Annotated in this window: 22 protein-coding genes, 1 tRNA gene and 2 pseudogenes; 15 read left to right on the top strand and 10 right to left on the bottom strand. The window is 66.6% G+C overall.

Features of this window, described 5'->3' with window-relative positions; translation table 11 throughout:
- The first annotated feature begins 38 nt into the window (after positions 1-38).
- Positions 39-884: an aldo/keto reductase gene (locus G205_RS06660; RefSeq protein ID WP_009357302.1), complete on the top strand. Its 846-nt coding sequence runs from the start codon at positions 39-41 to the stop codon at positions 882-884.
- Between the two features lie 106 nt (positions 885-990).
- Here G205_RS06660 and G205_RS06655 read toward each other — a convergent pair whose 3' ends face one another.
- From G205_RS06655 to G205_RS06645, 3 genes are all read right to left on the bottom strand, one after another.
- The gene (locus G205_RS06655; RefSeq protein ID WP_035752274.1) at positions 991-1,176 is read right to left on the bottom strand and encodes a hypothetical protein; all 186 of its coding nucleotides are present in this window, start codon (positions 1,174-1,176) and stop codon (positions 991-993) included.
- A gap of 227 nt (positions 1,177-1,403) precedes the next feature.
- Entirely contained in the window at positions 1,404-1,835 is a 432-nt protein-coding gene (locus G205_RS06650) for a hypothetical protein (protein ID WP_009357300.1), read from the bottom strand.
- Between the two features lie 131 nt (positions 1,836-1,966).
- Positions 1,967-2,638 carry a hypothetical protein gene (locus tag G205_RS06645; protein ID WP_009357299.1) on the bottom strand — a complete coding sequence of 224 codons (672 nt, stop codon included), beginning with the start codon at positions 2,636-2,638 and terminating at the stop codon, positions 1,967-1,969.
- Positions 2,639-3,217: 579 nt separating this feature from the next.
- Between G205_RS06645 and G205_RS06640 the strand changes: the two genes are divergently transcribed.
- Positions 3,218-3,727 carry a GNAT family N-acetyltransferase gene (locus tag G205_RS06640; RefSeq protein ID WP_009357298.1) on the top strand — a complete coding sequence of 170 codons (510 nt, stop codon included), beginning with the start codon at positions 3,218-3,220 and terminating at the stop codon, positions 3,725-3,727.
- A gap of 600 nt (positions 3,728-4,327) precedes the next feature.
- On the opposite strand, the gene G205_RS06635 is transcribed toward G205_RS06640, so the two are convergent.
- From G205_RS06635 to tmk, 4 genes and pseudogenes are all read right to left on the bottom strand, one after another.
- A tRNA-Thr gene (locus G205_RS06635) sits at positions 4,328-4,400 on the bottom strand.
- A gap of 103 nt (positions 4,401-4,503) precedes the next feature.
- Positions 4,504-6,067: pseudogene (locus G205_RS06630) on the bottom strand (alpha/beta hydrolase).
- A 17-nt stretch (positions 6,068-6,084) separates the two neighbouring features.
- Positions 6,085-7,227, bottom strand: a complete 1,143-nt coding sequence (locus tag G205_RS06625) for a DNA polymerase III subunit delta' (protein ID WP_009357297.1) — start codon at positions 7,225-7,227, stop codon at positions 6,085-6,087.
- Positions 7,224-7,922, bottom strand: a complete 699-nt coding sequence (gene tmk, locus G205_RS06620) for a dTMP kinase (protein WP_009357296.1) — start codon at positions 7,920-7,922, stop codon at positions 7,224-7,226. The genes G205_RS06625 and tmk overlap by 4 nt, the downstream gene beginning before the upstream one ends.
- A 121-nt stretch (positions 7,923-8,043) precedes the next feature.
- Between tmk and G205_RS06615 the strand changes: the two are divergent.
- Together G205_RS06615 and G205_RS06610 are read left to right on the top strand one after the other, a co-directional pair.
- Positions 8,044-9,232: pseudogene (locus tag G205_RS06615) on the top strand (trans-sulfuration enzyme family protein).
- Positions 9,233-9,241: 9 nt separating this feature from the next.
- Positions 9,242-9,595 carry a DUF2516 family protein gene (locus tag G205_RS06610; protein ID WP_009357295.1) on the top strand — a complete coding sequence of 118 codons (354 nt, stop codon included), beginning with the start codon at positions 9,242-9,244 and terminating at the stop codon, positions 9,593-9,595.
- Between the two features lie 55 nt (positions 9,596-9,650).
- Here the strand turns inward: G205_RS06610 and G205_RS06605 are convergent, their stop codons facing one another.
- Positions 9,651-10,496 (bottom strand): hypothetical protein, encoded by an 846-nt coding sequence (locus G205_RS06605; protein ID WP_035752271.1) that lies wholly within the window; start codon positions 10,494-10,496, stop codon positions 9,651-9,653.
- A 96-nt stretch (positions 10,497-10,592) separates the two neighbouring features.
- On the opposite strand from G205_RS06605, the gene G205_RS06600 reads away from it, so the two are divergent.
- Positions 10,593-11,339, top strand: coding sequence for a phosphoglyceromutase (locus tag G205_RS06600; protein ID WP_009357293.1), 747 nt, complete (start codon positions 10,593-10,595; stop codon positions 11,337-11,339).
- 71 nt (positions 11,340-11,410) lie between these two features.
- Here the strand turns inward: G205_RS06600 and phoU are convergent, their stop codons facing one another.
- Positions 11,411-12,073 carry a phosphate signaling complex protein PhoU gene (gene phoU / locus G205_RS06595; RefSeq protein ID WP_009357292.1) on the bottom strand — a complete coding sequence of 221 codons (663 nt, stop codon included), beginning with the start codon at positions 12,071-12,073 and terminating at the stop codon, positions 11,411-11,413.
- Between the two features lie 207 nt (positions 12,074-12,280).
- Here phoU and G205_RS06590 point away from each other — a divergent pair, with 207 nt between their 5' ends.
- Together G205_RS06590 and G205_RS06585 are read left to right on the top strand one after the other, a co-directional pair.
- Complete coding sequence (locus G205_RS06590) at positions 12,281-13,528, top strand: sensor histidine kinase (RefSeq protein ID WP_009357291.1); 1,248 nt, start codon at positions 12,281-12,283, stop codon at positions 13,526-13,528.
- Positions 13,525-14,205 (top strand): response regulator transcription factor, encoded by a 681-nt coding sequence (locus tag G205_RS06585; RefSeq protein WP_009357290.1) that lies wholly within the window; start codon positions 13,525-13,527, stop codon positions 14,203-14,205. The genes G205_RS06590 and G205_RS06585 overlap by 4 nt, the downstream gene beginning before the upstream one ends.
- Positions 14,206-14,295: 90 nt before the next feature.
- Here G205_RS06585 and G205_RS06580 read toward each other — a convergent pair whose 3' ends face one another.
- Positions 14,296-14,853, bottom strand: a complete 558-nt coding sequence (locus tag G205_RS06580; RefSeq protein WP_009357289.1) for a hypothetical protein — start codon at positions 14,851-14,853, stop codon at positions 14,296-14,298.
- A gap of 255 nt (positions 14,854-15,108) precedes the next feature.
- Here G205_RS06580 and G205_RS06575 point away from each other — a divergent pair, with 255 nt between their 5' ends.
- From G205_RS06575 to G205_RS06540, 8 genes are all read left to right on the top strand, one after another.
- Positions 15,109-15,591, top strand: coding sequence for a CarD family transcriptional regulator (locus G205_RS06575; protein ID WP_009357288.1), 483 nt, complete (start codon positions 15,109-15,111; stop codon positions 15,589-15,591).
- A 122-nt stretch (positions 15,592-15,713) separates the two neighbouring features.
- Positions 15,714-16,493 (top strand): 2-C-methyl-D-erythritol 4-phosphate cytidylyltransferase, encoded by a 780-nt coding sequence (ispD, locus tag G205_RS06570; protein WP_009357287.1) that lies wholly within the window; start codon positions 15,714-15,716, stop codon positions 16,491-16,493.
- A 17-nt stretch (positions 16,494-16,510) separates the two neighbouring features.
- The gene (gene ispF / locus G205_RS06565) at positions 16,511-17,011 is read left to right on the top strand and encodes a 2-C-methyl-D-erythritol 2,4-cyclodiphosphate synthase (protein ID WP_009357286.1); all 501 of its coding nucleotides are present in this window, start codon (positions 16,511-16,513) and stop codon (positions 17,009-17,011) included.
- A gap of 9 nt (positions 17,012-17,020) precedes the next feature.
- Complete coding sequence (cysS, locus tag G205_RS06560; RefSeq protein WP_009357285.1) at positions 17,021-18,484, top strand: cysteine--tRNA ligase; 1,464 nt, start codon at positions 17,021-17,023, stop codon at positions 18,482-18,484.
- Between the two features lie 90 nt (positions 18,485-18,574).
- Positions 18,575-19,564, top strand: coding sequence for a 23S rRNA (guanosine(2251)-2'-O)-methyltransferase RlmB (rlmB, locus tag G205_RS06555; protein WP_009357284.1), 990 nt, complete (start codon positions 18,575-18,577; stop codon positions 19,562-19,564).
- A 122-nt stretch (positions 19,565-19,686) separates the two neighbouring features.
- The gene (gene glgX / locus G205_RS06550) at positions 19,687-21,798 is read left to right on the top strand and encodes a glycogen debranching protein GlgX (RefSeq protein WP_035752262.1); all 2,112 of its coding nucleotides are present in this window, start codon (positions 19,687-19,689) and stop codon (positions 21,796-21,798) included.
- A 13-nt stretch (positions 21,799-21,811) separates the two neighbouring features.
- Positions 21,812-22,306, top strand: a complete 495-nt coding sequence (locus tag G205_RS06545; RefSeq protein WP_009357282.1) for a guanyl-specific ribonuclease — start codon at positions 21,812-21,814, stop codon at positions 22,304-22,306.
- 7 nt (positions 22,307-22,313) lie between these two features.
- Positions 22,314-22,670: a barstar family protein gene (locus tag G205_RS06540; protein WP_009357281.1), complete on the top strand. Its 357-nt coding sequence runs from the start codon at positions 22,314-22,316 to the stop codon at positions 22,668-22,670.
- The last annotated feature ends 3 nt before the right edge of the window (positions 22,671-22,673 follow it).

Here is a 22,673-nt window from a genome sequence, read left to right as displayed (position 1 = left end):
CGGGCAGTTGGCCAGCAGGGGTTTGGCAGGATGAAGGAATGACTCTTTCACCTACCCTGACTTTCAATGACGGAAACACGATTCCCCAGCTTGGCTACGGCGTGTGGCAGGTTGAGGACGGCGTGGCGGAGAAGGTAGTCCGCCAGGCCTTTGAGGCGGGCTTCCGCCACATCGACACGGCAAAGATCTACGGCAACGAGGCAGGCGTGGGCCGCGCGATCGCCAGCTCCGGACTTTCCCCCGAACAGATCTTCATCACCACTAAATTGTGGAACTCGGACCAAGGCTACGAATCCACGCTGGCAGCCTTCGAAGAGTCGATGGACCGGCTGGGCCTGGAGACGCTTGACCTGTACCTGATCCACTGGATGCAGCCCAAGCAGGACAAGTACGTGGACACCTGGAAGGCGCTGATCGAGCTCCAGAAGCGTGGCCGCGTCAAATCCATCGGCGTATCCAACTTCACGGTGGAAGGCCTGCAGCGGCTGATTGACGAGACCGGCGTGGTTCCTGCCATCCACCAGATCGAACTGCACCCCTACTTCAGCCAGCGTGAGCTGCGCGAGTTTGGTGCGTCCAACGGAATCCTGACCCAGGCCTGGTCTCCACTGGGCCAGGGCGGCGAGCTGCTCGAGGATGCAACCGTGACGGCCATCGCCGCGAAGCACCAGGCCACCCCCGCGCAGGTGGTCATTGCCTGGCACCTTGCCATCGGCAACGTGGTGATTCCCAAGTCCGTCACGGAATCCCGGATCCGCGAGAACTTCGCGGCACTCGAGGTTTCCCTGGACGCGGAGGATGTCGAGGCCATCAACGCCCTGGACCGCACTGCCAGCGGCGAAGGCCGGATCGGGCCGGACCCGGCAGTGTCCGACTTCGCCTAACGCTGATTTCGCCTAAGCCGTACCCTGACCGGCTGACGGCGGTACCGGACCCGCGCTGCCCTGCATTGAGGGCAGTGCGGGTTCCTGCTTTAAGGCGGGTACCGGATCAGGCGGCGAGGCGGACGTGCTCGACGGTGACCTCGTCAATGACAGCCCAGCCGTCTTCACCGCTGCAGTACTTGTTGGCGAAGCGCTGGGCCTCGGCGTAGGTGTCGAAGATTTCGGCCCGCGACCGGCCGCAGTCAGCGTCGAAATACGTGACGTGAAATTCCTGAACGGTGTGGTTTTCCATGAATCCAGTCTGCAACCGGGGTCCGACAATTCCTGGAAACAGCCCCGCGTGTTGTGGATTGGAGGAGCCGGCGGCGGCTGGGGGAGGCGTCCGCGGTCTCAGACGGACGCCCTCGTCGCCGGCTCCGCTCACTACGGTACGGTCCGGGCGCGCCCGGCACCCGAGTAATCGGTACGTGATTCTGCCAGGGGGGTGCACCTGCCCGCAGGGCGGTGCCAGCCGGCAGGCTACGAGCCAGGTTCTGGATGCACGCGCCCTGGCGTGTACCTCCGGCTGCCGACGCCGGCTTCCCGGGGAAGCATGAAGGCCAGGACCGAAATGATGATTCCGATGGCCCCCACGAGCGGGTGCATCACAGGGTGGAAGACCTGCATCCAAACCAGCTGCACGAGGATCCACGCCACCAATCCGAGCCCGGAGAAAATCGCCACCGCGCGGGCGTAGCGCCACCGGACCAGTACAGCGGTGGCGGCGAGCAGCTCTCCTGCCCCGGGCAGAAGGAGCAGTGCGATGCCGGGCACTGTCCAGTTAGTGAAGGGGGTGTGCTGCAGCCAGTCCTGCTGCAGCTCCATGGCGCCGGCCAGCATGAACCAGCCTCCCGCGACAGCGAAACATCCCACAAGCAACTGCAGGGCGACCAGCGGTGCCTTTATTTTCATGGTCCCTCCAAGAGTGCTGTGTCCAAGCGGGCACCCTTACACACTCGCAGCTGACGGCACGCAGTGGCAGGGGCATAGGTCCCCAGGGATTTGGACGCCGCCGGTGCACGACAGTCCCGCCGCAAAACCTGCTAGCTGCTGAGCCGGAGGACACGTTCCCGGGCGAGCATCACGGTCCGGCCTGCCTTGTCCGCCTCCCGCAGGGCTTGTTTCGCTTCCGCCGCGGTGGCCGCAAGCTGCTTGCGGGCACGGTCCAGTTGCTCCTCCGCAGCCTTTAACCTTTCGCGGAGTTCGGCAGCCTCTTGCACCAGGGCGTCAATTTCGGAGCGGGTTTCCTCCACCTGCTCCTGCAGTTCCTCCGCCAGGCCGTTCGTCCTTGCTTCTTCCGCCTGCGCTTCGGCGAGGGCGGCCTTTGCCTTTTCCAGCGCAGGCGGCGAGGCGGGCCGGGGAGTTTGCCGGACCGCCTCAAGCCGGGGTTTGGTGGCCTTTGGCCGGGAGGTGCGCTCCGGCGTCGGACGTTCCTTCCTGGCCGGTACGGACGCCAGTGCAGGCCGGCGAGGCGGGGAAGCCGATGGCGCAGGCAGGGCATCGGGTACGGCCACCGTGCCCTCCAGCTCCGCGGCGCTCACCCCGTCCGCCGAGAGTGTCTTCAGGAGCCGCCCGCTGCGGACGGCCTCCGCTGCACCTTCGTCCGCGGTCAGGGCACGGAGCGTTTCCTCCACGTCGGCGGCAATGGTGTCGCTGATCACCCGGCCCTGCTGCTGGACGACGGACCGGGCAGTGTCGACGGCGGAGGCGAGCATGGTGCGGCGTTCGCGTCCCAGTTCCCGGAGACTGTGCGTCGAGTGACGCCTGTGCGTCCCGCATCCGGGACCCGAGGTCGGCCAGTTCCGCCAGGACGTCCGGCTCGTGCTGGGCAAGCATGTTGACCGCCCAGGCAGCGACGGAAGGTTTGGGCAATCCTTTGACGGCTGCAGCCAGCTCCTTGTCGGCCCCGGCAGCCTCTTTTGCCGCGGCCGTGCGTGCCGCCACGAATTCCTCGAGCGGCACGGCGTAGAGCTCGTTCGCGATGTCCGCCAGGGCCTGCTCATCCATGTCCGCCATCATAGGCGGCGGCCCCGGCAGTCCGGACACAAACGGGAGGTACAACCCTCAGTCGGGAGGGGAAGCGGTGGAGGAGCCGACGGCGGCTGGGGGAGGCATACGCGGTCTCAGACGTACACCCTCGTCGCCGGCTCCGCTCACCACTTTAGGTCCGCGCACCCGGCCGGCGCCCGAGTATCCAGTACCTGATTCAGCGCGGGGCAATACGTGCCGGCTGCCACGCGCCGGGGCGGCCTTGCACAACCCCGCTGGCGGATGTGGCGTGCTTGACTGGGGGCGTGATCAGAAAAGCCCGGCTGGAGGACGTTGAGCGGCTGCGGAACATCGAGACCGCCGCCGGTGAGGCCTTCCGTACCCTCGGGATGCACGCCATCGCAGATGACGACCCGCCCAGTGTGCAGGAGCTCAGCCGGTATGTAGCCGCCGGGACGTGCTGGGTCAGTACAGCTGCGGAGCAACAGCCTGTCGCCTACATTCTGGTGGACCAGGTTGACGGCAATGCCCACATCGCACAGGTCACGGTGCACCCGGTGTACGCGCGCCACGGCATTGGCAGTGCCCTCATTGATGAGGTTGCCTCATGGGCCGCGCCGCAAGGGTTCGAGGCACTGACCCTGACAACGTTCCGGGACGTCCCCTGGAACCGGCCCTATTACGAACGGCTGGGCTTCACCGTTGTGCCGGAGCGGTTGTGGGCGGCGGGGATCCGGCGGTTGGTTCTGGTGGAAGCTGCGGACGGCCTGTCTGCATGGCCGCGCGTGGTGATGAGGAGAGCCCTGGGGGAGTAGGGCTGGCCTGGGCTGGCCGTGACGGATACCATCGTGCGATTTGACCGGCACCCTATCTGGACCAAGGCCTGACGTGCTTCAGGCGGCATCTGCTATGTCTGAGAGTGCTCCTTCATCCGAGCTTTGGCTCTCCCGGCTCTGGCTTCATCCGTCTGTCGGCGGGCCCTGGCCAACGCGATCAACAGAGTCAGGACGGTCACCGTCCAGGCAAGTCCGGTGAGGAACACCAGGCCGATCGCCGCTAAGGGGTGCATGGCCAAAGTCTAGGACTGCAGCACCGGGAGGCCCGGGTGAAACTCCGCACCGTCAGCGCCGGAATTTTGCAGAAGATGAAATCTTCAGGCGGTGCCCAGAGACGCGGAAAGGGTGCGCCCGTTCGCAAGGCGCACCCTTTCCGACTCCCCTCACAGCCAAATCCCCATTCGACTGAAACCATAATAAGCATGCTTAGCAATGTGTACAAGCCGCTCACGTATTTATGGGCAGAGGTCATCGCCTGAGGCCTGGAAGTCGTCCATGGATTCCAGGCAGTATCTGCTGCTTAACCAGCGAAAAACCCCGGAAACCCCTGCATTTAGGGGCTGTCCGGGGTTTATCCCGAGCTTCCTATCAGAATCGAACTGATGACCTTTTCATTACGAGTGAAACGCTCTACCGACTGAGCTAAGGAAGCACACATGAAGCTTCCGGCGGAACCGGGTCCCTCATGCAAGAGTCAACTGTAATAGAGTCCCCGCGCCCGGGTCAAAATGGCGCGGGGGCCGCAGCTGAGGTGTTCAGCACACGGTGTTGTCGGCGGGTACCTCTCCGCTCACCAGGTACCTGTCGACAGGATCCTCCAGGCAGCTGTTGGCCCGGCCATAGGCAGTGTGCCCCTCACCCTCCCAGGTCATGAGCGTGGCATTTCCCAGCTGCTTCCGCAGCGACGACGCCCATTCAACGGGGGTGGCGGGGTCGCCGGTGGTGCCGATCACCACAATGGGCGATTCGCCGGTGTACTCAACCGGGGCGGGCGTCCGGACGTTCTTGTGCGGCCAGTCCTGGCAGCTGGTCCCGCCGTAGGCGAAGAAGTAACCAAGCGTGGGTGACTCCTGCATCAGGCGCTGCTGTTCGGCGCGCATGGCTGCCGGGTCGGACTCCATGGGGTAGTCAAGGCAGTTGATCGCGTTGAAGGCGAACGTCGAGTTGGATGTGTACGAGCCGTTGGACGACCGGTCGGCGCCGAGGTCCGCGAGGCGCAGCATCAGGCTCACATCGCCTGTCATCGCCGCTTCAAGTGCCTGGGTGAGGGCCGGCCAGCTCTGGTCATTGTAGAGCGGGGTGATCAGGCCGCTCACGAACATCGTGGCGTTAACAACGCGGCCGTCCTTAGCGGTCCGCGGCGTCTCCTTGACTGCGGCGATGAGATCGCGGATCTGCTCCACGCCGGAGTCCACGTCACCGCTCAGCGGGCAGCCGTCCTGCTGCTGGCAGCTGGCAACGTAGGCCCGGATGGCCTTTTCGAAGGCGCGGGCCTGTCCGCTGGTCAGCTCCTCGTTGCTGATGGAGGGATCCAGGGCACCGTCCAGGACCATGCGCCCCACGTTGTCCGGGAAAAGGGAGGCGTAAGTGGAACCCAGGAATGTGCCGTAGGAGTAGCCCAGGTAGTTCAGCTTGGTGTCATTGACCACGGCGCGGAGGATGTCCAGGTCCTTCGCTGCGCTCTGGGTGTCGATATGTGCCAGGACTTCGCCGGTCTTCTCGGCGCACTGGTCCGCGATCGCCTTGTTGTCGGCCCGGGCAGCTGCCAGTCCCTCATCCGTTTCCAGGTCGTAGATCTTGGCCCGTGCGGCATCCCGCTCGGCATCGGTCAGGCAGGTGACGGGCGCGGAGCGCTTCACGCCGCGGGGATCGAAGCCCACCAGGTCATACGCGTCCCGGACCGGCTGCGAGAAGTGGGTTGTGGCTGCGTCCTTGACGAAGTCGTAGCCGGAGGCCCCGGGCCCTCCAGGGTTGACCAGCAGGCTGCCGGTCTTCTTGCCGGTGCTGGCAGCCTTCAGGGCGGCTATCTGGATGGTCTCGCCGTCGGGATCCCCATAGTTCATGGGAACGGTGACCTTGGCGCACTGGAACTCGTTCTCGCAGGCTCCCACACCACTTCCTGCGAGTAGAAGCGCTCCAGCCCGGAAGGGGCGGAGGCCACGATGGAAGGATCGGCCTTGGCGGTTGCCGTCTCCTGGGTGCGGTCTCCGCCGTTGAGCAGGCTGCACGAAGCCAGCACCATGGCAAGAACCAGGCGCCGGCGGCACGGAGCCCGGTCGCCAGGGACCGGGGGCGTGCGGGCAGGGGGCGGGCAGTCATCGGGTCTCCTTGGAGGGCTAGATCAGGCTGGCTGCCATGGATTCAATGGTCAACAGCGGGGCAACGTTGGTGGTGGTGATGCGTTCACGGGCTTTGTTGATTGCGTCCATCCGCGCCAGGGTGGTTTCCGGCGTTGAGCGGCTGGCGAACTCCTCCAATTCGCTCCTCAGCTCAACGTTTACCAGCTCCACAGCATTCCCGAGCTGGATAATCAGCACGTCGCGGTAGAACGACAGCAGATCGGTGAGGGTCCGGTCCAGGGAGTCGGTGATGGACCGTTTCGCCCGGCGTTTCTGGTCGTCCTCAAGCTGTTTCACCTGGCTTCGCATGGCCGGGGGAAGGGTTCCGGACTCCGGTGCGCCCAGCGTGGCTAGCAGCGCGGCCTTCTCCGCGGCGTCGCGCTCCTCATTGGAGCTGGCGGCTTCCGCGGTGGCGATTTTCACGAGCTTGTCCGCCATCATCACGGCCGCCGTGACGCCCCGCAGTCCGAGCGGGAACCGGACGGTTTCGAGGCGGCGTTCCCGGGCCGCCTCATCCCTGGCCAGGCGGCGGGCAATGCCGACATGGCTTTGCGCGGCGCGGGCCGCGCGCTCGGCAAGGGCAGGATCGACGCCGTCGCGCTTAACCAGGAGGGCGGCAACATCCGAGGCGGGCGGCAACCGCAGCGCCACGCTCCGGCAGCGGGAACGGATGGTGACCAGCACGTCCGCGGGGGAGGGTGCGCAGAGCATCCATACGGTGCGCGGCGTGGGCTCCTCAATCGCCTTGAGGAGCACATTGGTGGTCCGCTCCGCCATCCGGTCCGCGTCCTCCACCACGATGATCCGCCACCGCCCGGACGACGGCCGGTTCCCGGCGGTGGCCACCAGTTCACGCGCCTCGTCGATGGTGATGGTGACCTTCTCGGTCCGGACGAAGGTTACATCCGAATGCGTTTCGCCCAGGATGGTGTGGCAGGCCTGGCAGGTGCCGCAGCCGCGCAGGTTCACGTCCTCCTGGTCGCAGTTGAGCGCAGCGGCAAACGCCTTGGCCGCATTCGAGCGTCCAGATCCCGGAGGGCCGGTGAACAGCCAGGCATGGGTCAGGCTGTCACCGCTGGACGCCTGGCGCAGTTGTTCGACGACGGCGGGCTGGCCCTGGAGGTCGTCCCACACGGTCATGGGTTACCGCCGCCACGGGCGCCAAGGGAGGAAACCGCACCTGCCGGGGCGACTGGGCTGACTGCCAGCAGGGCGTCCACCCGCTCCAGGATTTGTGCCGCCAGATCCCCGACCGGGAGCCGGGCGGGCAGCACCAGGTAGGCGTCCGGGCGGCTGCGGGCAAGTCCGAGGAATGCCTCGCGGATGCGGCCGTGGAATTCGTCCGCCTCGGACTCGAGCCGGTCTTCAGCGGCGTCACCGGCGGTGCGGCGCTGCCGCCCCACTGCCGGGTCAACGTCCAGCAGGATGGTGAGGTGCGGTTGCAGCCCGGACGTGGCCCACTCGTTCAAGGACCGGACGGCGTCCGTGCCGAGATTGCGCCCTGCGCCCTGGTAGGCGACGGAGGAATCGATATAGCGGTCCGTCAGGACGATCTCGCCACGTTCCAGTGCCGGCCGGATCACCTGGGTGGCATGCGCCGCCCGCGAGGCGGCGAAAATCAGCGCTTCGGTGTGGGCATCAATGTGCCCGTGGCCATGGTCCAGGACCAGGGAACGCAACTTTTCACCGATGGCGGTTCCGCCCGGCTCCCGGGTCCGGAGTACCGTCAGCCCCCGGGATTCAAGCGCTTCCGCGAGCCGGGCCGCCTGCGTTGATTTGCCGGCACCGTCGCCGCCTTCAAACGCGATGAAAAGTCCGGACCCTTGTGTGCTCACACCTCAAGACTACCGACCGCCAGGGCCAATCAACGATTGCGGAACCGCGCATGTGGACAGGCCTGCCGGCCCTGCCATGCCCTTCCGGGAACATGGCTGCCGGGCCAGTACGCTTTTGACCATGAGTCTTTCCGAACAGCACGCGGCCGACCTGTCAGCAGAGACGGTGGTGGTTGCGGCCGGACGTCCCCCGCGGGAACGGGACATGCCCGTGAACCCGCCCCTGGTCCTTTCATCCACCTACTTCGGCACGGGTTCGCTCGATACCGGCGACCGCGGCTACGGGCGCTACTCCAACCCCACGTGGGATCCCTTCGAAGAGGCACTCGCCCGGCTCGAAGGAGCCGAACTGCCCGGGCTGCTGTACTCCTCGGGCCTCGCCGCCGTCAGCTCCGCCCTGTCGCTCATTCCCGCCGGCGGAGCGCTGGTCATGCCCACCCACAGCTATTCGGGGACCCTGGTGATGGCCTCGGAGCTGGCCCAGAAGGGCTTTGTCGAACTCCGCGCCGTGGACATCGCCGATACCGCCGCTGTCAAGGCTGCGCTGGCACCGGGCGGTCCCGGAGCGCGCCCCGCGGCGATGCTGTGGCTGGAGAGCCCCACCAACCCGATGCTCGGCATCGCCGACGTCGCGGCACTCACGGAGGCGGCGCACGCGGCAGGTGCCATCGTGGTCACCGACAATACTTTCTCCACGCCGCTGGTGCAGCAACCGCTGGCCCTCGGCTCCGACGTCGTCCTGCATTCGGTGACCAAGTACCTGGCGGGCCATTCCGACGTCGTCCTTGGCGCCCTGGTGACGTCAAACCCTGACATCCGCTCGGCCCTGCTGCACAACAGGACCATCCATGGCGGCATTGCCGGCCCCTTCGAAGCGTGGCTGGCTGCGGGGCCTGCGGACGCTCGCGCTCCGGGTGGAACGGTCACAGCAGTCCGCAATGATCCTCGCGGAGCGGCTCAGCAACCACCCCCGGGTCGAGTCCATCCGGTTCCCGGGGCTGCCCGCTGACCCGGGGCATGAGCGGGCGAAAGCCCAGATGAAGGGATTCGGATCCATCGTCTGCATCCAGGTGGCCCCTGCCGGGGGACTGGACGGCGCCGGGGCAGCGGACAAGCTTGTCCAGGCCCTGGAGCTGTGGCTGCCGGCCACGTCCCTCGGCGGCGTCGAATCCCTGATCGAACGCCGCCGCCGGCATGCTGCCGAGCCGACGAGCGTCCCGGAGAACCTGGTCCGACTGAGCGTGGGCATCGAGAACGTCGAAGACCTTTGGGCCGACCTGGAGCAGGCGCTGGACACGTTGGGAGGCTAGGCTTGGGTTGTGGACGGTGAACTGATTATTCGGCCTGTTGAAACGGCAGTGTTCTTTATCCTTGCCCTGGTGGCACTGGGCCTTGAGCTCTGGGCCGTGGTGGACTGCGCGCGGCACCGCGCCAACGCCTTCGAGGCAACCGGCAAGCGGACCAAGACCTTTTGGCTGGCACTGACCGGCGGCGCGGCCTTTGTTGGCGTCATTTCACTGTTCGGCAGCGGCGGCGGTATCTTCGGCACCCTCGGCCTCTTCGGGCTTGCCGCTGTGGTGGCCGCCTCTGTGTACCTTGCTGACGTACGGCCGGCGGTCAAGGACGCAGGCCGTGGCGGCAGCCGCAACATGGGCCCCTACGGTCCCTGGTAATCCCCGCCGGCCCCCAGGCTCGCCCAGGGACCCCTGCCGGCGTGGGCCCATCCGGCTAAGGCCGCGGAGCCACCGCTTCCCAGTCCACCGTCACTTCGCCAAGACGCCACCGGGCCGGTCCGTCCTGCACCGGCCAGCCGGCGTCGCGCAACGACCGGCACATGCCCTGCCAGCGCTGCCGGTTGCCGAACGACGCCAGGGGAGCGGCTTCCAGCCAGGAGCGGTCCATCGCCTGCAGCAGCCCGTGCACCCGCTCGCCGGGAACGTTGCGGTGGATGAGCGCCTTCGGCAGGCGTTCGGCCACGTCCGAGGGCAGGTCGAAGCTGCCGAAGCGGACTGAAATGCTCAGTGACAGGGGCCGTTCGGCGTCCAGCGCCACCCACGTCACCCGCCGCCCGATCTCATCGCAGGTCCCGTCAATGAACAGGCCGTTGTCCGGGAGGCGGTCCTGGACCAGCCGCCAGATGCCCGCCACGTCCGCCTCCTCGTACTGCCGCAGCACATTGAAGGCCCGCACCAGGACGGGGCGGCCGGGGATGGGAAGTTCGAAGCCTCCCACGTGGAAGCTCAGGCCCGGCCGCTGAAGGGGCAGGGCGGCCTGGACGCGTGAGGGTTCGATCTCGATGCCGCGGACCTGGACGTCCGGCCGGACGGCGGCCAGCCGTTCATACAGTTCGACGGCGGTGGCCGGCGTGGCCCCGTAGCCCAGGTCCACCACCAGCGGGTCAGCCGCGGACCGCAGGCGCCAGGCCTGGGGTCCGGTCAGCCAGCGGTCGAGGCGGCGCATGCGGTTCGGATTGGTGGTGCCGCGGGTAACGTTGCCCACCGGCCGGCCCTGCCGGCCCGCGGTGTTCCTGCCGGTGATCTGCGGGGCGGCCACCCGTTCAGCCTTTTGAACCACCGACCCACCTTACCGTTGCCACGGCAGCGGAGGCTCCTCCGCCGTCGGGTTGTAACGCTGGGCGGGCGGCAACGGCGCTCGGCTAGGATGAAAATCATGACTTACAAGCTGATTCTGCTGCGCCACGGCCACAGCGAATGGAACGCCAAGAACCTGTTCACCGGCTGGGTGGACGTTGACCTGAACGACCAGGGCCGCGAGGAAGCAGCACGGGGCGGTGAGCTCCTGGTGGAGAACAACGTGCTCCCGGATGTGCTCTACACCTCCCTGCTGAAGAGGGCCATCAACACGGCCAACATCGCCCTGGACAAGGCTGACCGCGGCTGGATCCCGGTGAAGCGCGACTGGCGCCTGAACGAGCGCCACTATGGCGCCCTGCAGGGCAAGGACAAGGCCCAGACCCTGGCCGAGTACGGCGAGGAGCAGTTCATGGAATGGCGCCGGTCCTACGACACCCCGCCGCCGCCCCTGGACGACAACTCCGAATTCTCCCAGGCCCACGACCCGCGCTACGCGGACCTCGGTGACGCGCTTCCCCGCACCGAGTGCCTGAAGGACGTGCTGGTCCGCCTGCTCCCGTACTGGGAATCGGACATCAAAGAAGACCTGAAGGCCGGCAAGACCGTCCTGGTCACCGCGCACGGCAACTCGCTCCGCGCACTGGTCAAGCACCTCGACGGCATCAGCGACGAAGCCATCGCCGGCCTGAACATCCCCACCGGCATCCCGCTCGTGTACGACCTGGACGAGAACTTCCAGCCCATCAAGCGGGGCGGCACCTACCTCGATCCCGAAGCTGCCGAGGAAGCCATCCTGGCGGTCGCCAACCAGGGCAAGAAATAGGGCAGCAAACAACGACGGCGGGCTGGTCACCCTTGGTGGCCAGCCCGCCGTCGCTCTTAAGGACGTGGCGGTCAGCTGTGCTCGATGCCGTTCGGCTGCCATGCGCCGGTCACCAGATAGGTAACCTTCTGGGCGACCGAAACGCCGTGGTCCGCGAACCGCTCGAAGTAGCGGCTGGCAAGGGCCACGTCCACGGTGGTGGCGGGCGACTCTTTCCACTCCGGCGCGGCGATCGCCTTGAAGACGCTCAGGTGCAGGTCGTTGATGACCGTGTTGGCCTTCAGGATGTCCCGGGCCACTTCGAGGTCGCGGGTCTCCAGCAGGACGGTGAGCTTGGCAGCGATTTCCTTGTCCAGCTCGGCCATCTGCTTGAACGTCTCCGTCATGGACGCCGGAATCACCGTGGACGGGAACCGGAGGCGGGCCAGCTGCGCGACGTGGCGGGCGAGATCGCCCATCCGCTCCAGCGATGCACTCATGCGCAGGGAGCCCACGATCATCCGCAGGTCGCTGGCCACCGGGCCCTGCAGCGCCAGGATGTCGATGGCCCGCTCATCCAGGCTGTTCTGCAGGAAGTCAATGCGCGCGTCGGCGGCAATGACATCCTGGGCGAGGTCCACATCCGCCACTTCGAAGGAGGTGGTGGCTTTGTCCATCGCTTCGCTGACCAGGCGGGAGATCTCCACCAGCTGGTCACCGACCGCGGTGAGTTCTTCCTGAAAAACCTTACGCACGTAGGCGTCCTTTCCTTGAAACCCCTGCCGGGCCCGCTTCCGGGCAGCAGGAATCGTGTGGCCGTTCGGCACTCCAACTGGTTACTCTGCCAGTATCCGGTAAACGGTTGGGCCCTTGAAGGTGAACGTTAGTTGAACCGTGGTCGCAGGGGGTCCGGACGCGCCGGATGGGCCCCGGCAAGCGCATAAGGTGGACCTGTGGATCCTATGCTCATCGGTCTGGTTGCAGGCCTCGTCGGCCTGGCGCTCGGCACCTTTGGCGTGCTCGCCTTCCGGGTCAGCGAGAAGCAGCGCCAGCTGCTGGACATCGACGCAGAGGAGCTGGCACTGCCTGCCGGGGCCGCGGAAGTACTTGCCATCATCGGGCGGGCCTTCGTGGTGGTTGACACGGTGGACGGCGTGGTCCGTGCCAGCCCCGCAGCCTACGCCTACGGCCTGGTGCGCGGACATACCGTGGTCCACAAGGAGCTGCTGGACATGACGGCCGGTGTCCGGCGCGACGGCGTCATCCTGGAGAAGCAGCTGGAACTGCCCCGCGGGCCGCTGGGACAGGGAACCATCATCGTGCAGGTGCGGGCAGCCATGCTCGGCGAGGAATACATTCTCCTGCTCGCAGACGACCGCACCGAGATCACCCGCACGGAGGAGATCCGCAACGACTTCGTCGCCAACGTCTCCCATGAACTCAAGACGCCGGTGGGCGCCATCTCGCTGCTCGCCGAGGCCCTTGAATCCTCCGCCGACGACGAGCAGGCAGTCCGACGCTTCGCCAAGCGGATGCACAAGGAATCCGGCCGGCTTGCCGCGCTGGTGCAGGACATCATCGAACTGTCGCGCCTGCAGGGAGCCAGCGTCATCCAGCAGGGCGGCCCCGTGGACGTCAACACAGTGATCGCGGAGGCGGTGGACCGGTCCCAGCTGCCCGCGGAAAGCAAGAACATCAGGATCGTGGTGGGCGGCCGGACCGAGGGCAAGGTGTTCGGCGACCAGGACCTGCTGGTCACCGCCCTGCGCAACCTCATCGACAACGCCATCCGGTACTCGCCGGCCAACACCCGGGTGGGCATTGGTGTCCGGTCCCGGGACGGGCTCGTCTCCATCTCCGTCACGGACCAGGGCGAGGGCCTCACTCCGGAAGAACAGGAACGCGTCTTCGAACGCTTCTACCGTGTGGACGCGGCGCGGTCCCGCCACACCGGCGGTACCGGCCTGGGCCTGAGCATCGTCAAGCATGTCGCCTCCAACCATGGCGGCGAGGTGACCGTCTGGTCCCAGCCCGGCCAGGGATCCACCTTCACCCTCCGCCTGCCCGAGATGGAAGGGCACGACGGCGGTGACGACGTTCCGCCCGCGGCCGCCCCTGGGCAGGAGCAGCCAGGACAGCGGACCGACCAGCCAACACTTACCCAGGTACCCCGCGCCGCCGGCGCAAAAGAACGAGGAGCTAGCGCTTGAGCAGGATCTTGATTGTGGAGGACGAGGAGTCGTTCAGCGATCCCTTGTCCTATTTGCTGGGCAAAGAGGGTTTCGAAGTGGAGGTGGTGGACAACGGCCTGGACGCCATCACCGAATTCGACCGCAATGGCGCCGACCTGGTGCTCCTGGACCTGCAGCTCCCGGGCCTGCCCGGGACGGAGGTCTGCCGCCAGCTCCGGCAGCGATCCAGCGTCCCGGTGATCATGCTGACGGCCAAGGACTCGGAAATCGACAAAGTGGTGGGGCTGGAACTGGGGGCTGACGACTACGTCACCAAGCCCTATTCGTCCCGCGAGCTGGTGGCCCGGGTCCGGGCGGTGCTGCGCCGCCAGGGCGAGCCCGAAGAACTGATCTCCTCCACGGTGCAGGCCGGCCCGGTCCGGATGGACATCGAGCGTCACGTGGTGAGCGTGGACGGCGAGCAGGTCCTGCTTCCGTTGAAGGAATTCGAGCTGCTTGAGATGCTCCTGCGCAACTCCGGCCGGGTGCTGACCCGCGGCCAGCTTATAGACCGGGTGTGGGGCTCGGATTATGTGGGCGACACCAAGACCCTGGACGTCCACGTGAAGCGGCTGCGCGGCAAGATCGAACCCGATCCTTCCGCACCGCGGTACCTGGTGACTGTGCGCGGGCTCGGCTACAAGTTCGAGCCGTAGGGGCGCCGCGGGTCCATGACCGTATCACAGGACATACAAAAGGGAGGGGCCGGCAGGCCCCTCCCTTTTGCATGTGGCTTGCTGTGCGGCCTAGTGGCCGGTGCCGCCGCCAAGCTCGGAGGCCGTGGGTGACGGCGTGGGGGAAGGCGACGGGGTGCTTCCGGCCGGCAGGTATTCCTTGTACTCCGGCAAGGTGGTGTCCAGGACCGGAACCTTGACGGTGTTGCTGACGTTGGTGCCGCTTTCGGTGATCTTGATATCCACCAGCGAGCCCGGGATGCCGCCGGTGGTGCTCAGGACCGCTTCATCGGTTTCGTTGTTCAGCAGGACGTAGGAGTTCGCCTTGACCGGAATCTCGGTCTGTGAGCCCTCGGCGCCGTTGACCGTGAGCTTCACGTCCTGGGACGAAGAGTTGTACACGGCACCGATGACCCGGCCCGGCTCGTCCTCGCCGTTGGAAACGATCAAGAAGTTGCTCAGCTTGAGGGGGCCGAGGTCGGTGACAATGCCGTCCGACGCCTGGTACTGCTCGTTTGTCTGCTGGGAATTGATGTACCCGCAGCCCGACGTCAGCAGCCCGATGCCAAGGGCGGCAGCCGTCAGTGCCAGTTTGCCGCGCTGGGCCCGGTTCGTCGCAGTGAAACGCACGTCACGTACTCCTCGAGAGTCTTGAAACAGATTTAGGCATAGCCTATCCGGAAAGCCGCCGAAACGAGGATTCGGCGGCGTCACATCGCCCTTGGCAGCGCACCGGCGATGCACTATTATCCGCATCCGTCAAGGGGTCCAAGGGGGTTGATTTGGGCCAATTTCCGCGTATTTTCGCGGTTCCAGGGCCTCTCCGCGGCCGGGCATATGCCTGAATCGTGATAAACTGGTCTGCGGGAAAGGGGAAATGTCCACATGGTATTTGAGGTCGGCGAGACAGTAGTTTACCCTCACCACGGTGCTGCGAAGATTGAAGAAATCAAGATGCGCACCATCAAGGGCGAAGAGAAAATGTATCTCAAGCTCAAGGTGGCTCAGGGTGATCTGACCATTGAAGTTCCAGCAGAAAACGTTGACCTTGTTGGGGTCCGGGACGTAGTGGGCAAGGATGGCCTGGAGCACGTGTTTGATGTGCTCCGTGCCGAGTTCACCGAAGAGCCCACCAACTGGTCACGCAGGTACAAGGCAAATCTGGAGAAGCTTGCTTCCGGTGACGTCATCAAGGTAGCAGAGGTCGTGCGCGACCTGTGGCGCCGTGATCACGACCGGGGCCTTTCCGCAGGCGAGAAGCGAATGCTGGCCAAGGCCCGGCAGATTCTGATCTCAGAACTGGCGCTGGCCGAAAAGACCGACGAAGAGAAGGCGGCAAGCGTTCTCGACGAGGTTTTGGCTTCCTAAGAATTAAGCCCCGGCGGCACGAAAGTGCGCCGGGGCTTCTTTTTTTCTCCGCACCTTCACAGCCAACACACGGCAGGGACCGCGCCGGGCACTGCGGCCCGCGGCGACGTAGGCTAGTCCGCATGAGCGAAACACCTAACCGCCTGGTCACCGCGGTGATCCTGGTGGCCGCAGGTTCGGGGCAGCGCCTTGGTTATGGCATGCCCAAGGCTGCAGTGCCGCTGGGTGGAGAACCCATCCTGATGCATGCCCTGCGCGGCATCGTCGCGTCCGGAATCAGCAGCCAGGTATGCATTGCGCTGCCCGCCGGCAATGACGGGCTGCGCCGGCTGTGCGAAGACTTCCGCGAAGAGCTTGCCGACGGCGGTCCGCTCCTGACGATCGTTGACGGCGGAGCCACCCGCGCAGACTCCGTCCGGGCCGGACTGGACGCACTGATGGACGGGACGGACGCCGTCATGGTCCACGATGCTGCCCGCGCCCTGACGCCGGACTCCGTCTTCCACCGCATCGCCGACGCCCTCGCTGCCGGTGCCGAGGCGGTCATCCCCGCCATCGCCGTCGTGGACACCGTCAAGACAGTGAAAGCCACCGCGGGCGGCGGTTCGCCTGCGCCGGAGGTCGTGACCGGAACGGCGCCCCGTGAGGACCTGCGCGCGGTCCAGACGCCCCAAGGGTTCCGCTTGCCCACGCTCCAGCGTGCCCACGAGGCCGCCCGGTCACTCGACCCGCAACAGTCGGCAGCCGTCACCGATGACGCCATGCTGGTGGAAATGACCGGCACCCCGGTCCACGTGGTCCGCGGTTCCACCCAGTCGCTGAAAATCACCACGCCGCTGGACCTGATCCTGGCCGAAGGGCTGCTCGAAGGCCCGCTGGGTGCCCGCTGGGTGGAAGGCTAGGAATGAAAGACCCGCAAATGATCATTCCCCGGACCGGCATCGGCCTGGACGTCCACGCCTATGCCGCAGAGGATTCCCCGCGCCCCCTGTGGCTCGGCGGACTGTTGTGGCCGGGTGAACGTGGCCTGGCCGGACACTCCGACGGGGATCCCGTTGCGCACGCGGCGGCGGATGCGCTGTTCTCGGCGGCCGGCATCGGGGACCTCGGCACCCACTTCGGCACTGACCGGCCGGAATTCGCCGGCGCCTCGGGAGTGACACTCCTGGCCGAAGCCGCGCGGATCGTCCGGGCCGCCGGCTTCGAAATAGGAAACGTGGCAGTCCAGTTCGTGGCCAACCGGCCCAAATTCGGGCCCCGCCGGGAAGAATCGCAGCAGGTCCTCAGTGACGCCGCGGACGCCCCCATCAGCGTCACCGCCACCACCAGCGACAGGCTCGGATTCACCGGACGCGGTGAGGGCATCACCGCCGTGGCAACCGCCCTGGTCTACCCGCGGCCTGCCGGCGCCATCGGCTAGTCTGGAGCGGTGACCCTGCGCTTCTATGACACTGCCTCCGCTGAAGTCCGGAACTTCGTCCCCCTGGTCGAAGGAAAGGCCAGCCTGTACTACTGCGGGGCAACGGTGCAGGGCATGCCCCACGTGGGACACATCCGGTCCGCGATCGCCTTCGACCAGCTCACGCGCTGGCTGGCGTTCCGGGGGTTCCGGGTAACGGTGGTCCGGAACGTGACGGACATTGACGACAAAATCCTGGCGAAGTCGGAGGCGTCTTTCGCCCCGGACTTCGTGCCGGAGCCCGGGGACGTGGCACAGGAAGAGTGGTGGGCGCTGGCGTACCGCTACGAGCAGGAGTTCCTGCGGGCCTACGACACCCTCGGCGTTTCCCGGCCCACCTACGAGCCGCGGGCCACCGGCCACATCCCGGAGATGCACGCCCTGATCCAGCAGCTGATCGACCGGGGCCACGCCTACCCGGCACTGGATGACTCGGGTGACGTGTACTTCGACGTGCGCTCGTGGAGCAAGTACGGCGCCCTGACCCGGCAGAACATCGACGACATGCAGGCTGCCCCGGACGCCGACCCGCGCGGCAAGAAGGACCCCCGCGACTTCGCCCTGTGGAAGGGCTCCAAGGAGGGCGAACCCGCCACGGCGTCCTGGGCTTCGCCGTGGGGCGCGGGCCGTCCCGGCTGGCACCTGGAGTGCTCCGCGATGGTCACCAAGTACCTTGGCACGGAGTTTGACTTCCACGGCGGCGGGCTGGACCTGCGCTTCCCGCACCACGAGAACGAGATGGCTCAGTCGCAGGCGGCAGGGCATCCCTTCGCCAGCTTCTGGATGCACAACGGCATGGTGACCTATGAGGGCGAGAAGATGTCCAAGTCCATCGGCAACACCATCAGCCCCGCCGAAATGCTGGAACTCGCCCCGCCGCGGGTGGTGCGCTACTACCTCGGCCAGGCCCACTACCGCTCCGTCCTTGACTACCGTCCCACGTCGCTGCAGGAGGCGGCGGCCGCCGTCGAACGTATTGACGGGTTCCTGGGCAAGGCCGCGGCACGCCTGGGCCAGGATGCCGGGCCTGGTGCGGACGGCGGCCGCACGCCCGGAAGCCTGGAAGCATTTTCCGAGGCCATGGACGACGACCTGAACGTGCCGCGCGCGCTGGCTGCCCTGCACGAGGCCGTCCGGACGGGCAATACAGCCCTGGCGGAGGGCGACGACGACGCCGCCCGGGAGGCGATGCGCGCCGTCACCGTCATGACGGGCGTGCTGGGGCTCGACGCCGTTGCCGGTACCGACGCCCGGAACAGCCGGGAATCGGATGCGCTCGGCGTCCTGGTGGAGGCGCAGCTCGCTGCCCGGGCCGCGGCACGGGCCAACAAGGACTGGGCTGCCTCGGACTCCATCCGCGACATGCTCAACGAGGCCGGCGTGGTGGTCGAGGACGGCCCGGACGGCGCCACCTGGAGCCTGAAGCGCGACTGACCCGAAGGATTCCCGCCGCGGTCCGGCGATTTTTCTTCGGTCAGTAGACTGGTATGCAGACTCAGTCAACACAATCAAGGGTGGAACATCATGGCCAACAATGGTCGCCGATCGGTTAAAGCGAAGAAGGGCCCAACCATCGGAACCGGTGGCCATGGCCGAAAGGCCCTGGAAGGCAAGGGGCCAACGCCCAAGGCGGAGGACAGGCCGTACCACAAGGCCCACAAGGCCAAGCAGCTTGCCGAGCGGTCCGCCGCGAAGCGCGGCACCGGTGCCCGCAGCGCGGGCGCGGCGAAGTCCGGACCCAAGGGACGCGCCACCGAGGAAGTCGTCACCGGCCGCAACTCGGTGGTGGAGGCGCTCCGCGCCGGCATCCCCGCCAAGGCGCTGCACGTCGCCATCCGGATCGAAATGGATGACCGCGTCAAGGAGTCCCTGAAGCTCGCGGCCGAGCGCGGCATCCCGCTCCTGGAAACGGGCAAGCCCGAGCTGGACCGGATGACGGATGACGCGGTCCACCAGGGGCTGGTCCTGCAGATCCCGCCGTACGACTATGCGGACGCCTATGAGCTGGCCGAAGAAACGGTGGACAAGTGGAAGAAGGGGCACGTCGCCAACGCCCCGCTCTTTGTGGCCCTTGACGGCATCACCGATCCCCGCAACCTCGGCGCCATCATCCGCTCCGTGTCAGCATTCAGCGGCCACGGCGTCATCGTTCCCGAACGCCGCTCGGTCGGAGTCACCGCCTCCGCCTGGAAGACCAGCGCCGGCGCCGCAGTCCGCGTGCCCGTGGCTCGCGCCTCCAACCTCAACAATGCCCTCAAGCAGTTCAAGAACATGGGCATCTTTGTCCTGGGCCTGGACGGCGACGGCGACGTTTCGCTGCCGGACCTGACGCTCGCAACGGAACCGGTGTGCATCGTGGTGGGCTCGGAAGGGAAGGGACTCAGCCGGCTGGTCCGGGAGAACTGCGACCAGATCGTGTCCATCCCCATCGATTCGGCGATGGAATCGCTGAATGCCTCCATGGCAGTGGGGATCTCGCTGTACGAGGTCTCGCGCCAGCGGGCAACAAAGTAGGAAACGCTCAAAAAGTTAGAAATGTGAAGGGACGGAGCCCGCGTTCTGCGGGCCCTTCCCTCCCCGGCGCCATGTCCGGCGCCGGGGCAGGTCAAATGCCCGTGGCGGCTACTATTTAGGTGATGGTCATGCCGCTTTTCGACACCGCTTCCACCATGGACTCCTCCACGGCAGTTCCCCTCGGTGTCAGCGTTCCGCGTGGAGATTCCGGCGGCACGCGGCACCGCGCCGGGGGCCGGGCCAACGTGGCCTGCTACGCCCCGGGAGTTCCCAGCCTGGAAATCGTCTACATCGCACCCGGCGGGGACTGGCGTGTCCAGGCGCTCCCCAACGTTACCGACGGCGTCCACCACGGCATCGTGGAGGACCTGCCCTATGGCGCGCGGTACGGGTTCCGTCCCGCCTCCCATGAGCAGTCGCTGCCGCTTGCCATGCCCACCAGGGAGGTTGAGGACGACGGCGGCCAGCCCCTGCTGCTCGATCCGTACGGCCGTGCAGTGGACCAGCGGGACGGGGTGCTCACCAGCGTCCGGATGGCCGGCGACTTCAGCTGGGACGGCGACGAACGGCTGCGCCTGAAGTGGCGCGACACCATCATTTACGAAGCCCATGTCCGCGGGCAGACCATGCTCCACCCGGATGTTCCCCGGGAGCTGCGCGGCACCTACGCCGGCATGGCACACCCCGCCGTGGTGGAGCACCTCACCAGCCTGGGAATCACTTCGGTGCAGCTGCTCCCGGTGCATTTCCACCTCGACGAACCGCACCTGCAGGACCTGGGGCTGACCAACTACTGGGGCTACAACACCGCGGCCTTCTTTGCCCCGCACCCGGCGTATGCCACAAAGGCGGCCCAGGAAGCCGGGCCGAAGGCTGTCCAGGACGAATTCAAGGGAATGGTCAAGGCGCTCCACGCCGCCGGCCTCGAGGTCATCCTGGACGTCGTGTACAACCACACGGCCGAGGGCGGACCCGACGGCCAGACGGTCAGCTTCCGGGGCCTGGGGGAGGACAAGTACTACCGCACGGACGGGCACGGCAGGTACGTGGATACTACCGGCTGTGGGAACAGCCTGAACTTCGGCGAGCCCCGGGTGGTCCAGCTGGTGGTGGACTCGCTCCGGTACTGGGTGGACGAGTTCCACATTGACGGCTTCCGTTTCGACCTCGCGGTCACTCTTTGCCGCAACGCTGCCAACGAATTCGACCCACGGCATCCGTTCCTGCTGGCCGTCGCGGCGGACCCCGTCCTGTCGGACGTAAAGCTGATCGCCGAACCGTGGGACGTGGGCTACGGGGGCTGGCAGACCGGGCGGTTCCCGGTGGGCTGGGTGGACTGGAACGACCACTTCCGGGATTCCCTGCGCTCCTTCTGGCTTGCGGACCGGGCCGCCCTCGAAAACGGCGGCCACGGCGGATCAGTCGCCAGGCTCGCCGACTCGCTGTCAGGCTCCGCGGCCCTCTTCCAGGCCTCCGGACGATCCCGCCTGGCATCGGTGAACTACATCACCGCCCACGACGGTTTCACCCTGAACGACCTCGTTTCCTTCGACCGGAAGCACAACGAGGACAACGGTGAGCAGAACCGGGACGGCCACGGGGACAACCGCAGCTACAACCACGGCGTGGAGGGCCCCACCGAGAACGGCGACATCCTCGCCAAGCGGGCACAGTCCCGGCGCAACCTGATGGCCTCGCTGCTCATTTCGCTCGGCGTGCCCATGATCACCGCCGGCGACGAACTGGCGCGGACCCAGCTGGGCAACAATAACGCCTATTGCCAGGACAACGCCATCACCTGGGTGGACTGGACCCGCACGCCGGAATCCCACGAAATGCTCCGCAGCACCAAGCGCTACATCCGGCTGCGCAAGGAGTTCCTCGCCGCCCAGCCGCACGACTTCCCCGTCCGCGACGAGCAGTCCTACCTCTACTGGTTCGACCAGGACGGCCGGCCCATGTCCACCGAGCGGTGGAATGATCCGCACCACCGGGTGGTCCAGCTCCTGCTCGGCACCGACGACGGGGAGTTCGCAGGGCTGATCGTGGTGAACGGCGGAACCTCGGATGTGCAGATCACGCTCCCGGAGGGGGCCGCCGAACAGGCCGCCCCGCGGAGGTTCGAGCTCCGCCTGACCACCTCGCCGCTGCACGAGCAGCGGCAGGGCGGTGTGGTGGCTGCCGGGGGGACGGACGTGGCCGAGGCCAACTCCATCAGCATTTACCGCACGTAGCCGGGATCCAGGAATGCGCAACCGTACCCTCCTGCCCCTGCTGCTGGGCGCCCTGGCAGTGCTCGCCCTGGTCATGTTCGGCGGCCCCGGACTGCTGGATCAACCGTCGCAAACCACGACGGCGGGAGCCACCACGACGGCGGAGGCCACCTCCCGGGGGACGGCACCTGGTCCCGGATCACCGTCCGGCCCGGTGGCGCCGGCCCCGGCCGAGAACCCGTCGGGGCTGGCAGCAATCCGGGAATCGGAGCTGCCGCCTGAGGGACGCAGGGTCCTGGCACTCATCCGCGCAGGCGGCCCATACCAGTACAGCCAGGATGGCCAGCCCTTCGGCAACTTCGAACGCCTCCTGCCCCGCCGCGACCGCGGATACTACCGCGAGTACACGGTGCCCACACCCGGGGAACCAGACCGGGGTGCCCGGCGGATCGTGGCCGGCAGCGGCGGAGACAAGTACTACACCGAAGACCATTACGAGTCGTTCACATTCATAGCGGAAGGCAGCTAAGCAAGCCATGAAGATCTACTCCGGCGATACCTGGACCCTGGAGGAACTGCAGGAACAGGTGGCCGATGCCGGACGCCGAAGCCTGGTTGTCCCGCCGGCTGACAGCAAGCGTGCCGTTCTGGAAACGTTCGGTGAAGTCCTCAGTTTCCCGGAACACTACGGCGTCAACCTCGACGCCCTGAACGATTCCCTGCACGACTTCGCGGACTCCATCACGGACAACGGCAATGCCCCGGTCACGGTCCTCTGGCAGGTGGCCGCGCCGTTCCGGAGCGACAGGTCCTTCGGGATCATCTGTGAGATCCTCCAGGACGCGGAAAGCTACGCCGGCAAGGACCTGGCCGTCACCGCCGTCCTGCTCTAGCCG

The organism is Arthrobacter nitrophenolicus (genome assembly GCF_000332815.1).
Lineage (GTDB): Bacteria > Actinomycetota > Actinomycetes > Actinomycetales > Micrococcaceae > Arthrobacter > Arthrobacter nitrophenolicus.
Note: the sequence above shows the minus strand (reverse complement) of the source record. Positions and strands in the feature narration are given on the sequence as shown.

What these genes read in the sequence shown, in the direction of transcription:
- G205_RS06655 (WP_035752274.1), bottom strand. Translation starts at nt 1,176, where the DNA reads ATGGAAAACCACACCGTTCAGGAATTTCACGTCACGTATTTCGACGCT.
- G205_RS06650 (WP_009357300.1), bottom strand. Translation starts at nt 1,835, where the DNA reads ATGAAAATAAAGGCACCGCTGGTCGCCCTGCAGTTGCTTGTGGGATGT.
- G205_RS06545 (WP_009357282.1), top strand. Translation starts at nt 21,812, where the DNA reads ATGCGCAACCGTACCCTCCTGCCCCTGCTGCTGGGCGCCCTGGCAGTG.
- G205_RS06590 (WP_009357291.1), top strand. Translation starts at nt 12,281, where the DNA reads ATGCTCATCGGTCTGGTTGCAGGCCTCGTCGGCCTGGCGCTCGGCACC.
- rlmB (WP_009357284.1), top strand. Translation starts at nt 18,575, where the DNA reads ATGGCCAACAATGGTCGCCGATCGGTTAAAGCGAAGAAGGGCCCAACC.
- G205_RS06575 (WP_009357288.1), top strand. Translation starts at nt 15,109, where the DNA reads ATGGTATTTGAGGTCGGCGAGACAGTAGTTTACCCTCACCACGGTGCT.
- G205_RS06540 (WP_009357281.1), top strand. Translation starts at nt 22,314, where the DNA reads ATGAAGATCTACTCCGGCGATACCTGGACCCTGGAGGAACTGCAGGAA.
- G205_RS06645 (WP_009357299.1), bottom strand. Translation starts at nt 2,638, where the DNA reads ATGCTCGCCTCCGCCGTCGACACTGCCCGGTCCGTCGTCCAGCAGCAG.
- ispD (WP_009357287.1), top strand. Translation starts at nt 15,714, where the DNA reads ATGAGCGAAACACCTAACCGCCTGGTCACCGCGGTGATCCTGGTGGCC.
- G205_RS06600 (WP_009357293.1), top strand. Translation starts at nt 10,593, where the DNA reads ATGACTTACAAGCTGATTCTGCTGCGCCACGGCCACAGCGAATGGAAC.
- G205_RS06625 (WP_009357297.1), bottom strand. Translation starts at nt 7,227, where the DNA reads ATGACCGTGTGGGACGACCTCCAGGGCCAGCCCGCCGTCGTCGAACAA.
- glgX (WP_035752262.1), top strand. Translation starts at nt 19,687, where the DNA reads ATGGTCATGCCGCTTTTCGACACCGCTTCCACCATGGACTCCTCCACG.
- G205_RS06660 (WP_009357302.1), top strand. Translation starts at nt 39, where the DNA reads ATGACTCTTTCACCTACCCTGACTTTCAATGACGGAAACACGATTCCC.
- ispF (WP_009357286.1), top strand. Translation starts at nt 16,511, where the DNA reads ATGATCATTCCCCGGACCGGCATCGGCCTGGACGTCCACGCCTATGCC.